The sequence below is a fragment of the Pantanalinema rosaneae CENA516 genome, assembly GCF_050753385.1.
In the GTDB taxonomy this organism is placed as follows: domain Bacteria; phylum Cyanobacteriota; class Cyanobacteriia; order Leptolyngbyales; family Leptolyngbyaceae; genus Pantanalinema; species Pantanalinema rosaneae.
The window spans coordinates 47,920-61,584 of the sequence record NZ_JBLZFZ010000022.1 but is presented as its reverse complement, the minus strand read 5'-3'; the positions used below and the strand labels follow the sequence as shown (position 1 = coordinate 61,584).

The window sequence follows — 13,665 nt, the reverse complement described above, 5'->3', positions numbered from 1 at the left end:
AGAATTATTTCGGAGGTGGAGCCGCTTGGGGCAACACAGGTTTGTGATCGTCAGGAATCTGCGATGGAACACCGAGATATTTGCGGGCAGACTCTTCAGCAATCTGTTGATCGTTAGGATGGGTGAACTGCTCTTCATCCAACAGGTTATTACTGTGGGCTGCCTGATCACGCGTGGGAGGAGCGCCGTTTTTCCAACGGTATCTAAATGCCATGATTCTCTCCCTATCAATTAATAACAGCTTTGGCACCAGTCATCTAGTGCTATATATAGCTTATCTAAATTGCTTATTTGCACTATCTTGCTAGAGTGTGAACCAATCCTCAGTCATTAGTAAAATTATGTCTCAAACCAATGATTGATTTACTGTATTCTTAGAGTCCTTCCTAAGCTCAGTGCTAATTTCCGAAAGAAACTTTAAATTAATAGAAACTAAATAAATTTGATACTGCATTTGAATCAAATTTGGTTGTTCATGTCTTTCCTTGATGAGAGGAAAGAATTTAGAATCACCGCTTTAAACAAAGTTTATTGAGATATAGGGATGGCTGAGTCCTATGGATAATCATCACACTCACCTAAAAGATTTAGAAACCGTTCAGACATCGACCTCTGAACTGGAACATACTCAAACAGACCTTGCTTCGGAAGCAATAGATCTGACCCAAGAAACCTCTGCCTCCGAACCTGTCACCACTACCTTGACGACGGCTAGTGCCGGGATAACCGGGGCGGTCATTGGTCACTTAATTGGTAAACATACGGTTGGTGGTCGTGTGGGAGCCACGATCGGGGCTGTAGTGGGTAGTGTAGCAGGAGCCGCTTTAGGTAAAGAGGTGAGTCAGAATGACACGGTTGACTCTCTAGCTCATACCGCTAAGGAAGCTGTTGGAGATACGGTTGAGCAGGTTAAGACGGTGGCTGAAGATACCTGCGATCGCGCCAAGGATGTTGTACCAGGGATGAAAGCAACGGCTCCCGATCGGGATCAATCTGAGCCAGAGGCAGCGATCGGATCTACGGATTCTGCTAAACACGTTGAACCCTCGAGAGCCAGCATCATACCATCTGATCTTCTCTCAACCCATTCCGATGTCGTCGCGCAAACCCACTACCATGTTGGTTTAACCTTGGGGCGACAGGGAAAACTAGAGCAGGCAATTCAAGAGTTTCAGGAAGTGCTGGATGTGATGCCGGAATCTGCCGAAACCTATTACAACCTGGGAGTTGCCTTAAACAAGCAAGGGGATGTAGAACAAGCGTTGGATCACATGTATCAAGCCCGCGAGTTATGTGTAGAACAGGACAAAGTTCAAGGGGTGAGAATTGTTGACCAGGCGATCGCGGCAATCCGGCAACATTATCCTGTTTAACCAGCAACGATGGGAGCGAATAGGAGCCAGAGCAGTGATGGAATCTGGCTTCTGTGGTTGACCCGATCTGCTATGATTTCTAGGGTCGTTATCCGCGATCGCCCATGTCTAATTCGCCTCAGTTATTAACCGAATATGCTTGTTTTGGCGGCACATTAGGCTTTTATAGTCATCTCTCACAAGCCTGTAATAGTGAGATGAAGTTAGCGGTTTACTTGCCGCCACAAGCCGCGTCACAGCCCCTACCCGTTTTATATTTTTTGTCTGGGCTAACCTGTACTGAAGAGAACTTCATGGTGAAAGCGGGGGCACAACGCTATGCGGCTGAATATGGATTAATTCTAGTTGCACCGGATACTAGCCCTAGAGAGACTGGAATTCCCGGTGAAGCCCAAGACTGGGATTTAGGCAGCGGAGCGGGATTTTATGTGGACGCGACGATCGCGCCTTGGAATCAGTATTATCAGATGTATAGCTATGTCGTAAAAGAGCTACCTGAGTTGATTGCAGCACATTTTCCAGTGCGGCGCGATCGGATTAATGGCGTAGAGCAGTTATGTCAAGGCATCTTTGGTCATTCCATGGGTGGGCATGGGGCATTAGTGTGTGCCTTGCGGAATCCCCAACAGTATCGATCGGTCTCAGCATTTGCGCCGATCGTCGCTCCTAGTCGTTGTCCCTGGGGTCAAAAGGCGTTTACCCATTATCTGGGCACTGATGAAACTGCCTGGCAGAGCTATGATGCCAGTGAATTAGTATTACGCCAACAAATTCCCCAGCCCATCTTAATTGATCAAGGAACTGCCGACTCTTTCCTGGAATCACAACTAATGCCCCATCTGTTTCAGCAAGCCTGTGAGCAAGCCGGACAACCCTTAACGTTACGGATGCAGGCTGGTTATGACCATAGTTATTACTTCATTGCTACGTTTATTGCAGATCATATTCGGCACCATGCTGCCATCTTATCCAGGGCGGACTCGTAACCTACCCTGCCTCATATAGTTCTAACGGTAGACCATCAGGGTCTTTGAAGAAGGTGAAGCGTCTGCCAGTTAGTTCATCCAGCCGAATCGGTTCTACGGCAATCTCTTTGCGGGTCAGATCGGCTACGGTGGCATCTAGATCGCTTACAGCAAAGGCAAGATGCCTTAACCCACAGGCTTCGGGTGAGTTGGGGCGGGGGGGTGGAGCGGGGAAGGAAAAGAGTTCGATTTGAGTGCGATCGTTGACTTGCAAATCCAGTTTATAGGAATTACGCTCCGCCCGGTAGGTTTCCTGAATGATGGGAAATCCTAACAGGTCAACATAAAAGTGTTTAGAGTCCGCGTAGTTAGAACAAATGATCGCGATGTGATGGATGCCCAGGGTTTTCATAACGAAATGTCACTCAGTTCGCCATAATCATGGAGTAAGCTGATCAGCAATTGCGCCGCCGTTGTTTGTCCGGGATACCGGGATTGCTTCGGGGATAGTTGCCAGCCTAACGCAGTTTGCGGCGATCGCCACAGCTCCAGATGCTCGATCGCTGGATCGGCATAAAAACTAACACCCGTACTTTGTCCCAGGAGGTTAGAACTCCAATGGGTAAAGTGATCATGGCTGAACCGATGAATTGGAAACTGACCTGCCAACAGCACTCCCCAACCATCTATGGCGATCAGCGCTTTGACCTGTCCTCCGATCGCTTGCCAACCCCAGGCTGCCCCGATCGCCCCCACCACTCCGGCACTAAAGCTGATTATGACTAACGGTAGATGTTGCCTTACCCCATGAGTGGCTACACTAGCGCGATCGTGAAGAAATGCCAAAATATGGGGGCTAGAAAAGGCAGGAGTCGTCTGGGTCGGCACAATTAGGGGTGTTGTTCGCCAGGTTGTATGGGGCGGCAATTGACTTGTTAATCCCGCTAAAAAGGCTGAGGTGAAGGTCGGATCATGGATGCCGGGACAAAGAACGATCGTCATAAGGTCGCAATTTTTAAGATTGTCCTTGGGTTCTGGTACGGTTTATCTATCCCCCTAGAGGGGATATTGGTTTAGAATGGCAACAGTTATAGGGATGGGAATATTTCTCATTATTCGAGAAAATAGTTGCTTTTTCTAGCATTCCGTCCTTGAGGCAAACGAGCCGCAGACCTGATTAAGTGAGGGATCCAACGTGGTTGTTACTCCTGAAAGACTCCAACCCACTTCTGAAGCATCTACATCGTCCGATCGTGTGGCGGTCTTACTGATGGGGTATGGCGAAGTTGAAAGCTATGACGATTTTGCCAATTACAATGAACAAGCATTAAATTTATTAACGGCAAAATTTGCCCCTGTCCCTACCTGGATTTATCCGCCGTTAGCTAAATTACTGGCGGTGTTTGATCTGCATGAGTGGAGCCACCAACACGGTAATTTTATTTCTCCCCATAACGCCATTTTTGAACGGCAACGAGCCGGGATAGAAGCCTGTCTTAAAGAGCGATGGGGCGATCGGGTGCAGGTATTCAAAGCCTTTAACTTCTGTAAACCCTTTCTACCCGAACAAGTTATCGCTGAAATTAAAACGGCTGGGTTTGATAAACTCCTGATCTATCCCTTGCTGGTAGTCGATTCAATTTTTACCAGTGGCATCGCGGTAGAACAGGTTAACAAAGCTCTGGCGAATTTAAGTGATGGTGGTGAGCATTGGCTGAAGGGTACACGCTATATTCCTTCGTTCTACAACGAACCTGCCTATATTGACTTGATGGCGAAGTTAGTTGAAGAGAAAATTCAATCAGAACTGGCGGTAGCCCATTTACCATCGCAAACCGGCATTGTGCTGATGAATCACGGTTGCCCCCACAAAGCCAAAGGGTTTACCTCGGGAATTGATGAAAGCCAGAAGTTGTACGATTTAGTACGGGAACGCTTGATTCATAAATATCCCTTGATTTCGGTCGGTTGGCTGAATCACCAAACCCCTCTGATTGAATGGACACAGCCGAATGCCGATCTAGCGGCTCGTAACTTGATTGAACTGGGAGCGACCGCGATCGTTATGATGCCGATCGGCTTTGCCACCGAAAACCATGAAACGTTACTGGATGTGGATCACATCATTCATGGGCTGCAACAGCGCTATCCCCATGTGCGCTATGTGCAGATGGAATGTGTGAACGATCGTCCAGAATTTCTGCAAATGGTCGCAGATTGGGCGCACCCACAAATTGAAGTCTTGTTGTCAGAACAGGCACAGGTTGTCAATCCCAGTCTGGCTCACACGCACCATCACCACGACCATCACTCGCATGGTCATCACCATGATCACCATCATGGACATAGCCACCATCATCATTAATTCAGTTTTTGATGGTTAACGGGTCAATGACATCATCCCAGTGGTGTAGGACGTGTGTATACACAAGTTTGATTGAGGCTGGCTAGCCCCCTTTCTACTATGCTGTCAGGTTGTATTCTGGGAGACTTTGAAGGTTCTAATTCCCCCCAGAATTGGGGGGCTAGGGGGGCTAAATGCGATAAAATTTGTCGCCAACGTTTGCCTCAGAATAATGGTTTGAGATGACGAATCGAGTAGGTTTTAGGTGAAACTCCTGTCCAGCGTTTAAAGGCTCGGGCAAAATTGCCAGCATCCGTATAGCCAATTTCGGCAGCAATATCAGCGATCTTAGTAGTAGGGTCACGCAGGCGTTGAACGGAGTATTCTAACCGGACTTGTTCAATCAATTGGGAATAGGTCAAATTAGCGTGATTGAGTTGCCGTTGAAAACTCCGAACACTGACTCCAAGAATTTCAGCGATCGATTGGATACTGGGATACCCTTGTTTCAGATGAACTCCCAGAATTTGTCGCAAAGATGCTGGAAAATTTGTGGCTGGTGCTGATGAATATAAGGCTTGATAATCCTGATCCTGTTGGTGTTTTCCATACTGCTCAGAATTTCGTAACGGTAAACTCAAAAAGGTTTTAGGAACCGCGATCGCAGTTGCCTCTTGATTAAATAGAACTTTGGTATTGGCAAATACGGCAATCTGATCAAAGCCTGGAGTCGGGGCGATGGCTAGGTGAATCTCGATCGGTTGCCACTGAGAGTCTGCGGCTAATTGAATCAGATGAATTAAGCACACGACAGACCACTGTACGGCTTGGGGATAATGATGTTCTAGCCCGTTGGTAAAGTGGCGACATAACCAAATAATTTCTCCTTGTGGCTTTAACCAAATGCGATCGCCAGAATTGTAGCTGGGCATTAAACAGATGAGAGTGTTAATCGCCGATTGGAGGGTGAGTGAGTGACAGAGTAATCGTCCTAATGCACCTAAATTAGCAATGTGGGTTTGTTGTCCAGCTAATAAACCAAATGGTTCTACTTCCATTGTCAGAGCGGCATTTTCCATAAATTGCAGCACCTGTTTGAGGGGAAGTAGTGCTTCTGGCTCATGCAGTACAGAAAGTGGCAATTTTGCTTCTGCCAGTAAGCGGTCAGTGGGTGCATCTAGCTGCTGAAGCAGAGCCATCACTCCATGCATCACATTTGCCCGAATTAAGGGAATGTAGGTCATGGCAATTCTTAATCGGAAGAATTGACGGTCTAGTTTATTGCAGCAAAGATAGGCGATTTTTTCTTGTCATTGAATGCCAATCGCGTTTTCTAGTCTTCTATACGAGCCACGAAATTGACGAGGTGAAATGCCTGTCCAACGCTTAAATGCTCGGGAAAAGTTAGCAGCATCCATATAGCCTAAGTCAAAGGCAATATCAATTAACTGCCGGGTTGGGTCTTGTAGCAAACGGAGAGATTGCTCTAATCTGACTTGTTCAACTAATTGCGAGTAATTAAGATTGTGATCTTTCAATCGCCGTTGGAAAGTGCGAATGCTGAGCCCAGATGCTTCTGCGGCAATGGTGAGACTGGGATAACCTTCAGGTAAAAGGCGACGGATCAGTTGGCGAAGTGAATCAGCCACATGGGTAGCCGAGGCGCTTGATGGCGAAGTCTCTTCCGTATAGTCAAAAACAGCAGGTGTTGTTAAATAGCTGAAAGACCGCTTAGGAGTTGCTCCAATTCGATTTGGCTCAGAAAAATTGACGAATGGCAACACAGATGCATTCGCTTGCATAAGAGGGATGGTTTCCATTAGCAATATTTAAGAAATAGCTGATTTATCGATTTGCAAACAGCCGTTTAATTGGGTAGATCCTAAAAACCCTATTACATTTTCCTTTTTAAACTAAAAAACCAAAGTTGGCGCGAATGGACAAGAAGCTGCAACAACTCGTAAACATACCAAATTGGAATACCTGATTGGGCGCTGAAGCGACAATACATTTAAAGTATGATCTGAGTTTTGTAACTTATCTACATACTTGGAGATCTGCTTTATCCGGTTTCAATCAGGTATTTCTTTAATACTCAGACCCTAGATATCTGGAGAATTGAGCCATTCGCTTAAGTTTTGTGGTTTTGGCGTGAAATGACAAGAACTTAGGGAGTGCTTGTTCAAAAATTAAATAGGTTTTGGATATGAGTCAGTCTTGTTTCAACTCATTTGTCCTTGACCAGGAATGATATACTCCAACTTGAAAATCTATGATTTACTTGTAAGTCTAGCTAGTTTTATTGCTTTGATTAGCTATTTTAAGCCTAAGTCTAAGGCTCAATGGATCGGGCTAATCATGTATTTTAGGATTGACCAAAATCAGGTTGAAATTCTAAATTTTGATATTTGCTTTGCTTAACAAAAAATTATGTTGCCATTCAAATATCCGCTTATTTCTAAAAGAGTTGCTAGGAAAATCGCTTTTAGTTTTCTGGCAATTTTCACTCTGCTCGCGATCGAGATCTGGAATCTACTCGGAATCCCATCGTTTGCGATCGCTCATCCTGATTCTGCTATCAATCAGGCCCGTCACGCTCAGGAGTTAATCGCGCAATCTCCAGTTCCCAATGATGCTCAACCCGCCCCGATCGCGTCACCGACCATTTCTACCTCAGATACAGCGTTGTTATTTCAAAACGATCGCTATGCGGTGAGAATATTTCGGGAAGGGGGACAGGCTTATGTCAATGTCTATGACAAAACGAAGCAGGTTCAACCACTACAAAAAGTCCCTGTTTCGATTACGCCAGCAGGTGACCCTGAAAAAGATCCGACTAAATATGTGGCGACGATCGCAGACCAACAGTACATCGTCACTATTAACCCACTAGGAACTTCTGATCTAACTATTTTTAGGGGTGGACGCATTGCTTACCAACAGAGTAGTAATCAGGTCGAAGTAGCTCGCAAAATCCCCGGGATCTCTGAGCAAACGGAACCGACTAATCCTACCCGCGAGTTAGTCAGAAAAATATTCGTCAATTATGCCAAGTTAACTCTTTTTACATTGATGTTTTCGATGGGTCTGCACTGGACATTTAGGGATGTGGTTTGGTTATGGCAGCAACCCTCTCTGTTCGTGAGATCGCTCTTTTCGGTGTTAATTGCGGTGCCAATACTGGGTATGATCGTCGCGTTCATTCCTGGTTTAACGGTCGCCCAACGAATTGGCATTGGAGCCATGTTTAGCTGTCCTGGCGCGCCCATGATTCCGCTTAAAAGCCTTAAAGCTGGCGGACATCCTCAGTTTATTGGTAGCTTACAGTTCATGGTCAGCCTTCTAGCCATTATCACTGTGCCCGTAACGGCGTTAATTCTGGCGCAGTTTTTTCCCAATCAAGCCTGGTTATCACCGCAGGAGATTGCCAATCAAATCTTTTTTGCTCAGATCTTACCGATGGGACTAGGGGTTTTACTGGCTCAATATGCGCCCAAGCTGGCAGATGAGTTACTAGAACCTGCCAATAAGGTTGCCTCACTCTTGCTGCTACTGGTTGCGATCGTCCTGCTGGTCGTTACCCTGGATGACGTTCTTAATGCTGGATTCGCGGCTTACCTGGCGATCGTCCTCTTGAGTCTTGCCTCACTGGCATGTGGACATCTACTGGGTGGTCCCGAACCAGGGACTCGAACGGCTCTCGCCTATGCCACCGCCACTCGGAATGCGGGTCTAGCCATTCTCCTTGTCACCTTAAATTTCCCTAACCTGGACTACATTAAAGGCGGCATTATCAACACGCTCATTACCTATGCCCTGATTGCGGCAATTATTTCGATTCCCTACACCATCTGGCGAAAACGCAGCCTGGTTGTCATTGAAAGCGCTTCTTGAGGAGTGCAATCTCTGGATGATCTGTGGCTGATTTATCTTGCCAATTTCTCTAGCTTCATCACACAAGCGAGTTACTATGTCACAAAACAATCAAGTTCAACGGCACATCCTACCCATTCCCGATCAAACTCACTTCGGTTTAACCACCTACGATGCCAAAGATCCCGATACTCACTATCCACCAATTCGTGATTTACGTCCGCCAGTAGAGGCACCGAATGTTTTGATCGTCTTATTAGATGATGTGGGTTTTGGGGCATCCAGTGCTTTTGGGGGTCCCTGTAACACGCCAACATTTGAGAAACTAGCCTCAGCCGGACTGAAGTACACCCGCTTCCACACTACAGCTTTATGTGCCCCCACTCGACAGGCGCTACTGACTGGACGCAACCATCATTCTGTGGGGATGGGCAACATTACCGAAACGGCAACGGCTGCCCCTGGTCAATGCTCTGTGCGTCCTAATACCAAAGCGCCCCTAGCATTGACCCTGAAGCTAAATGGCTACTCCACTTCTATGTTTGGCAAGTGCCATGAAGTTCCAGTCTGGCAAAGCAGCCCAATGGGACCGTTTGATGCCTGGCCTACAGGTGGTGGAGGATTCGAATATTTCTATGGCTTTATTGGCGGTGAGAACAATCAGTGGGATCCGGCCTTGTATGAAGGGACAATTCCGATCGAACCTCCCGGCACTCCCGAAGAAGGTTATCACTTAACGGAAGACTTGGCGGATAAAGCGATCGCCTGGGTCAGCCAACAAAAAGCGCTGATGCCGGATAAGCCCTTCTTCATGTACTTTGCTCCTGGTGCCACCCATGCTCCTCACCATGTCCCGAAAGCATGGATCGAAAAGTACAAAGGCAAGTTTGCCCACGGTTGGGACAGACAGCGAGAAATCACCTTTGCCAAACAGAAAGAACTGGGTGTGATTGGTGCAGATGCCGAACTTACTCCCCGTCATGCTGAGATTCCAGCCTGGGATGAGATGGACCCTAAACTGAAGCCCGTGTTGGAACGGGAAATGGAAGTGTATGCGGCCTTCTTGGAACACACCGACTACCAGGTGGGACGACTGATTGAAACTCTGGAAGAACTAGAAATTCTTGACGACACTCTTGTTTACGTCATCATTGGCGATAATGGCGCATCAGCGGAAGGCACACTTCAGGGTGCTTTTAATGAAATGGCAAATTTCAACGGGATGGCGGCTCTAGAAACGCCTGAGTTCATGCTGTCGAAGATTGATGATTTTGGGGGACCTGACTCTTACAACCATTTCGCCGTTGGTTGGGCATGGGCAATGGATACTCCCTACCAGTGGACAAAGCAGGTGGCGTCTCACTGGGGTGGTACGCGCAATGGGACGATCGTTCGCTATCCCAAAGCCATTCAGGAAAAGGGCAGCATTCGGCACCAATTCAGCCATGTGATTGATGTGGCTCCCACGGTATTGGAAGTTGCCGGGATTCCGGAGCCCACGATGGTAAATGGTGTGCTACAAAGCCCCTACGAAGGCACCAGCATGGCGTATAGCTTCAATGATGCTAATGCTCCTGAACGGCATGATGTGCAGTACTTTGAGATGTTCGGCAACCGGGGTATTTACTACAAGGGCTGGAGCGCCATCACCAAACATCGTACACCGTGGGAAATGACCGGAATAACCCCTCCTGCCTTCGATGATGACGTTTGGGAACTTTACGACGGTAGCAAAGACTGGTCGCAAGCCCATGACCTCTCTAAGGAAATGCCGGAGAAGTTACGCGAATTGCAGCGCCAGTTTCTAATTGAGGCTGTCAAATTTAACGTATTGCCCCTGGACGATCGCGGAATTGAACGAGCTAATCCTGAAACGGCGGGTCGTTCCACATTAATTCACGGTAACTCGCAAATATTTTTTGCGGGGATGGGGCGATTGTCAGAAAACAGCGTCATCAACATCAAAAACAAGTCCTTCTCCATCACGGCGGAAATTGAAGTGAAAGACAAACCTGCCAATGGAGTGATCATCGCTCAAGGCGGCAAGTTTGGTGGTTGGAGTGTTTACACTAAAGAAGGCAAACTCAAGTTTACCTATAACGTCTTGGGCATCAAGGAGTTTCCCGTTGAAGCCACCGCTCCGATTCCTCAGGGCAAGCATCAGGTGCGCATGGAATTTGCCTACGATGGCGGCGGATTGGGCAAGGGGGGAACCGTTACCTTGTATTGTGATGGTCAATCCGTGGGCAATGGTCGCGTAGAAGCAACGCAAGCCATGATTTTTTCGGCGGACGAAACCACCGACATTGGTTATGAATCCGGGACTCCCGTTAGCCCGGATTACACTGCCCATAGCAGCAAGTTCACAGGCAAAATTCACTGGGTACAACTCGATGTAGGCAAAGATAGCCACGACCACATGATATCGCCGGAAGAACGCCTCAGAGTTGCTATGGCACGGCAATAAGTTACAGCAACTTTCAATTGAATCGGTCACACCGTTCCGTAGGGGCTTGGTATCGTCAAGCCCTCTACAGACCATTTGTGTTCTATCCATAGGAGAAGATCTGTAAGACTCAAATCCCACGTATGGAAATGCCTAGATTTTAAGGCGTGAGAATGCCACTCTAAAGCACCGCAACCAAGTCCATTGTTTGTTTTCAATAACATTTACCAGAGTTAGAACAATGAGCAATCAAACGCTGAGTCAAACAGAAGCTTACGAGATCGGCATTGAAGCCTACCACTACTTTTATTCGCTGATCTCAATGGATGTGACCCGTCGAATAACAACCAATTATGTCCCTGGCACTAAACCGGGCATGGGTCCGATGAATGCCTTTCATCACTTGCGAGCTTTTCCGCCTGCCGATTTTCGTGAAGTGGTGCGCCCAAACTTTGACACACTCTATTCCTCAGCATGGCTCGATCTGACCCAGGAACCAATGATTGTGTCTGCACCAGATACCCACGATCGCTACTACCTGTTACCTATGCTGGATCTGTGGTCTGATGTGTTCGCAGTTCCTGGCAAACGTACTACTGGAACGAATGCTGCCCATTTTGGAGTAGTCCTTAAAGGATGGCAAGGCACTCTACCCGAAGGAGTGCAAGCCATTGAGTCACCCACGTCCTACGTCTGGGTTATCGGTCGAACCCAAACCAATGGACCAAAAGATTATGCGGCAGTAAATCAGGTGCAGGACGGTTATCGAATTACCCCCCTGTCTGCATGGGGACAAGCCTGGGAACCGATCGCGGCGATCGATCCCACAGTGGATATGAAAACACCCCCCCTAGTTCAGGTCAACACCATGCCTGCGGCGCAGTACTTCAGCTATGGAGCAGAATTGCTCAAACTCAATCCACCCCACACCACGGATTGGTCTACAATCGCTCGTCTAAATCGCATTGGCATTGTACCAGGGCAGAGCTTCGATTTCGATCATGCTTCCCCTGTCATCAAAGCGGGGTTGGAGCAGGCAGTGGTCGATGGACTCAAGTTGATGCAAGCAAAGTTGCCAACTCTAGCGCGGGTGGTCAATGGCTGGCAAATGAACACCGACACAATGGGGGTTTATGGCAACTACTATCTCAAGCGAGCGATCGTGGCAATGGTCGGTCTGGGAGCTAACCAACCTCAAGATGCAATCTACCCGTTATGCTTAGCCGATGCCGATGGCAAACCGTTGGCAGGATCAAACAACTATGTGCTGCATTTCACCAAGGATGAACTCCCCCCTGTAGAAGCATTTTGGTCGATCACCATGTATGACGCTGAAGGGTTCCAGGTGGTGAACAAACTGAACCGCTTTGCGATCGGCGATCGTGATGACCTGAAATACAACGCCGACGGCTCCCTCGACATCTACATTCAAGCCAATTCACCCGGTAGCGATCAAGAATCGAACTGGCTACCATCTCCTGCTCAAGGGGTGCTGGGTGTCACCATGCGCCTGTATGCACCAAAAGCTGAAGCGTTGGATGGTCGATGGGTGACCCCCGCAGTTAAACGGGTATAGATTCACCTCTCACTGGAAGCCGCCAATCTGCGAGATGACGAAGTCTGGCTTACTACGAATGGCATCTTCCCACTGGGGTGGCACCCGCAACGGCACGATCGTTCGCGATCCCAAAGCCATATTCTCCGAGAACTCTGGAATCGAGTCCTCAAAATTCTGCTTGTATGAGACCTAATATGAACAACAATCATTTTCTAAACCAAATCGGCGGGGGAGTCCTTGCCCTTGGTATGACATTGGGGCTAGGCGCGATCGCCCCTATGCCCGCCCAGTCCCAAACATTAGACCCCGATGCCACGGAAGTCCTAAAGTCGATGTCGGACTACCTGGCTAAGACCTCAGCCTTCAGCGTTAACGCGGATGTAGATTCTGAGGTCATCGCCCGCACCGGGCAAAAGCTGCAATTTAGCAGCTACGCCAGCCTGGTGATGCAACGGTCTAAGGGACTTTATTTCCAGCGGCGAGGTGCGTTGGCGGATGTCGAGCTGTTCTTTGATGGGAGTCAGGTGGCGCTATTTGGGCGACGCATTAACTCCTATGCTCGGATTCCCCTGAAGGGCACCATTGACAATGCCATCCGCACTGTAGAAGCGCAGACGGGCTTACCGTTGCCGGGAGCCGATCTGCTCTTTGCCAATCCCTACGCCGTACTGTCTGAGGGGGTGGAGAGTAGCACCTATATGGGCACTGCCTACATTGACGGGGTGGAGGTGCACCACCTGGCGTTTCGCGAAGCCGAGGTCGATTGGCAAATCTGGGTACAGACGGGCGATCGTCCCCTGCCTATGAAGTATGTGATCACCACCAAGTGGCTGACGGGTGCGCCCCAGTACGAAATTCGCCTGCGCGACTGGAACACCGAGCCGCAAATTGGCGCTAACCGCTTTACCTTCACTGTCCCAGCGGGAGCCTTGCAGCTAGATGCCCTGCCCGCTAGCCAGATTGAAGACTTTCAAAAGGCGCAATAACGCCAAGGCAACCAATGCAATTGATCTCGATAGCCACTGAATGTTGCTGGGACTTGATCATGACCCCCGATCACAGGAAGACCCCGATCCCCCCCGCCATTGCCTCGCCCGATAGCGATC

12 protein-coding genes are annotated in these 13,665 nt (G+C 48.3%); 7 read left to right on the top strand and 5 right to left on the bottom strand.

Annotation, left to right across the window (positions count from 1 at the left end; all coding sequences use genetic code 11):
- Positions 1–4: 4 nt before the first annotated feature.
- The gene (locus ACN4EK_RS14595) at positions 5–214 is read right to left on the bottom strand and encodes a hypothetical protein (protein ID WP_431658691.1); all 210 of its coding nucleotides are present in this window, start codon (positions 212–214) and stop codon (positions 5–7) included.
- A gap of 343 nt (positions 215–557) precedes the next feature.
- On the opposite strand from ACN4EK_RS14595, the gene ACN4EK_RS14590 reads away from it, so the two are divergent.
- Together ACN4EK_RS14590 and fghA are read left to right on the top strand one after the other, a co-directional pair.
- Entirely contained in the window at positions 558–1,373 is an 816-nt protein-coding gene (locus ACN4EK_RS14590) for a tetratricopeptide repeat protein (protein ID WP_431658690.1), read from the top strand.
- A gap of 104 nt (positions 1,374–1,477) precedes the next feature.
- Complete coding sequence (gene fghA / locus ACN4EK_RS14585; protein ID WP_431658688.1) at positions 1,478–2,359, top strand: S-formylglutathione hydrolase; 882 nt, start codon at positions 1,478–1,480, stop codon at positions 2,357–2,359.
- A gap of 1 nt (position 2,360) precedes the next feature.
- Here the strand turns inward: fghA and gloA2 are convergent, their stop codons facing one another.
- Positions 2,361–2,750, bottom strand: coding sequence for an SMU1112c/YaeR family gloxylase I-like metalloprotein (gloA2, locus tag ACN4EK_RS14580; protein WP_431658687.1), 390 nt, complete (start codon positions 2,748–2,750; stop codon positions 2,361–2,363).
- Complete coding sequence (locus ACN4EK_RS14575) at positions 2,747–3,340, bottom strand: hypothetical protein (RefSeq protein WP_431658686.1); 594 nt, start codon at positions 3,338–3,340, stop codon at positions 2,747–2,749. The genes gloA2 and ACN4EK_RS14575 overlap by 4 nt, the downstream gene beginning before the upstream one ends.
- Before the next feature lie 193 nt (positions 3,341–3,533).
- Here ACN4EK_RS14575 and ACN4EK_RS14570 point away from each other — a divergent pair, with 193 nt between their 5' ends.
- Positions 3,534–4,703 (top strand): ferrochelatase, encoded by a 1,170-nt coding sequence (locus tag ACN4EK_RS14570; RefSeq protein WP_431658685.1) that lies wholly within the window; start codon positions 3,534–3,536, stop codon positions 4,701–4,703.
- Positions 4,704–4,906: 203 nt separating this feature from the next.
- Here the strand turns inward: ACN4EK_RS14570 and ACN4EK_RS14565 are convergent, their stop codons facing one another.
- Complete coding sequence (locus ACN4EK_RS14565; RefSeq protein ID WP_431658684.1) at positions 4,907–5,926, bottom strand: AraC family transcriptional regulator ligand-binding domain-containing protein; 1,020 nt, start codon at positions 5,924–5,926, stop codon at positions 4,907–4,909.
- Positions 5,927–5,992: 66 nt separating this feature from the next.
- Complete coding sequence (locus ACN4EK_RS14560) at positions 5,993–6,502, bottom strand: helix-turn-helix transcriptional regulator (RefSeq protein WP_431658683.1); 510 nt, start codon at positions 6,500–6,502, stop codon at positions 5,993–5,995.
- A gap of 610 nt (positions 6,503–7,112) precedes the next feature.
- Between ACN4EK_RS14560 and ACN4EK_RS14555 the strand changes: the two genes are divergently transcribed.
- The 4 genes from ACN4EK_RS14555 (at position 7,113) to ACN4EK_RS14540 (ending at position 13,545) form a co-directional block, all read left to right on the top strand.
- On the top strand, positions 7,113–8,576 hold the full coding sequence (locus ACN4EK_RS14555) for a bile acid:sodium symporter family protein (protein ID WP_431658682.1): 1,464 nt from the start codon (positions 7,113–7,115) through the stop codon (positions 8,574–8,576).
- Positions 8,577–8,652: 76 nt separating this feature from the next.
- Complete coding sequence (locus tag ACN4EK_RS14550) at positions 8,653–11,022, top strand: arylsulfatase (RefSeq protein WP_431658681.1); 2,370 nt, start codon at positions 8,653–8,655, stop codon at positions 11,020–11,022.
- A 220-nt stretch (positions 11,023–11,242) separates the two neighbouring features.
- Positions 11,243–12,577 carry a DUF1254 domain-containing protein gene (locus ACN4EK_RS14545; protein WP_431658680.1) on the top strand — a complete coding sequence of 445 codons (1,335 nt, stop codon included), beginning with the start codon at positions 11,243–11,245 and terminating at the stop codon, positions 12,575–12,577.
- 176 nt (positions 12,578–12,753) lie between these two features.
- Positions 12,754–13,545: a DUF2092 domain-containing protein gene (locus ACN4EK_RS14540; protein WP_431658679.1), complete on the top strand. Its 792-nt coding sequence runs from the start codon at positions 12,754–12,756 to the stop codon at positions 13,543–13,545.
- Positions 13,546–13,665 lie beyond the last annotated feature (120 nt).

Excerpts from the sequence above, each read along its gene's own strand:
- ACN4EK_RS14550 (WP_431658681.1), top strand. The coding sequence starts at position 8,653 with ATGTCACAAAACAATCAAGTTCAACGGCACATCCTACCCATTCCCGAT.
- ACN4EK_RS14545 (WP_431658680.1), top strand. The coding sequence starts at position 11,243 with ATGAGCAATCAAACGCTGAGTCAAACAGAAGCTTACGAGATCGGCATT.
- fghA (WP_431658688.1), top strand. The coding sequence starts at position 1,478 with ATGTCTAATTCGCCTCAGTTATTAACCGAATATGCTTGTTTTGGCGGC.
- ACN4EK_RS14565 (WP_431658684.1), bottom strand. The coding sequence starts at position 5,926 with ATGACCTACATTCCCTTAATTCGGGCAAATGTGATGCATGGAGTGATG.
- ACN4EK_RS14590 (WP_431658690.1), top strand. The coding sequence starts at position 558 with ATGGATAATCATCACACTCACCTAAAAGATTTAGAAACCGTTCAGACA.
- ACN4EK_RS14540 (WP_431658679.1), top strand. The coding sequence starts at position 12,754 with ATGAACAACAATCATTTTCTAAACCAAATCGGCGGGGGAGTCCTTGCC.
- ACN4EK_RS14575 (WP_431658686.1), bottom strand. The coding sequence starts at position 3,340 with ATGACGATCGTTCTTTGTCCCGGCATCCATGATCCGACCTTCACCTCA.
- ACN4EK_RS14555 (WP_431658682.1), top strand. The coding sequence starts at position 7,113 with ATGTTGCCATTCAAATATCCGCTTATTTCTAAAAGAGTTGCTAGGAAA.
- ACN4EK_RS14595 (WP_431658691.1), bottom strand. The coding sequence starts at position 214 with ATGGCATTTAGATACCGTTGGAAAAACGGCGCTCCTCCCACGCGTGAT.
- gloA2 (WP_431658687.1), bottom strand. The coding sequence starts at position 2,750 with ATGAAAACCCTGGGCATCCATCACATCGCGATCATTTGTTCTAACTAC.
- ACN4EK_RS14560 (WP_431658683.1), bottom strand. The coding sequence starts at position 6,502 with ATGGAAACCATCCCTCTTATGCAAGCGAATGCATCTGTGTTGCCATTC.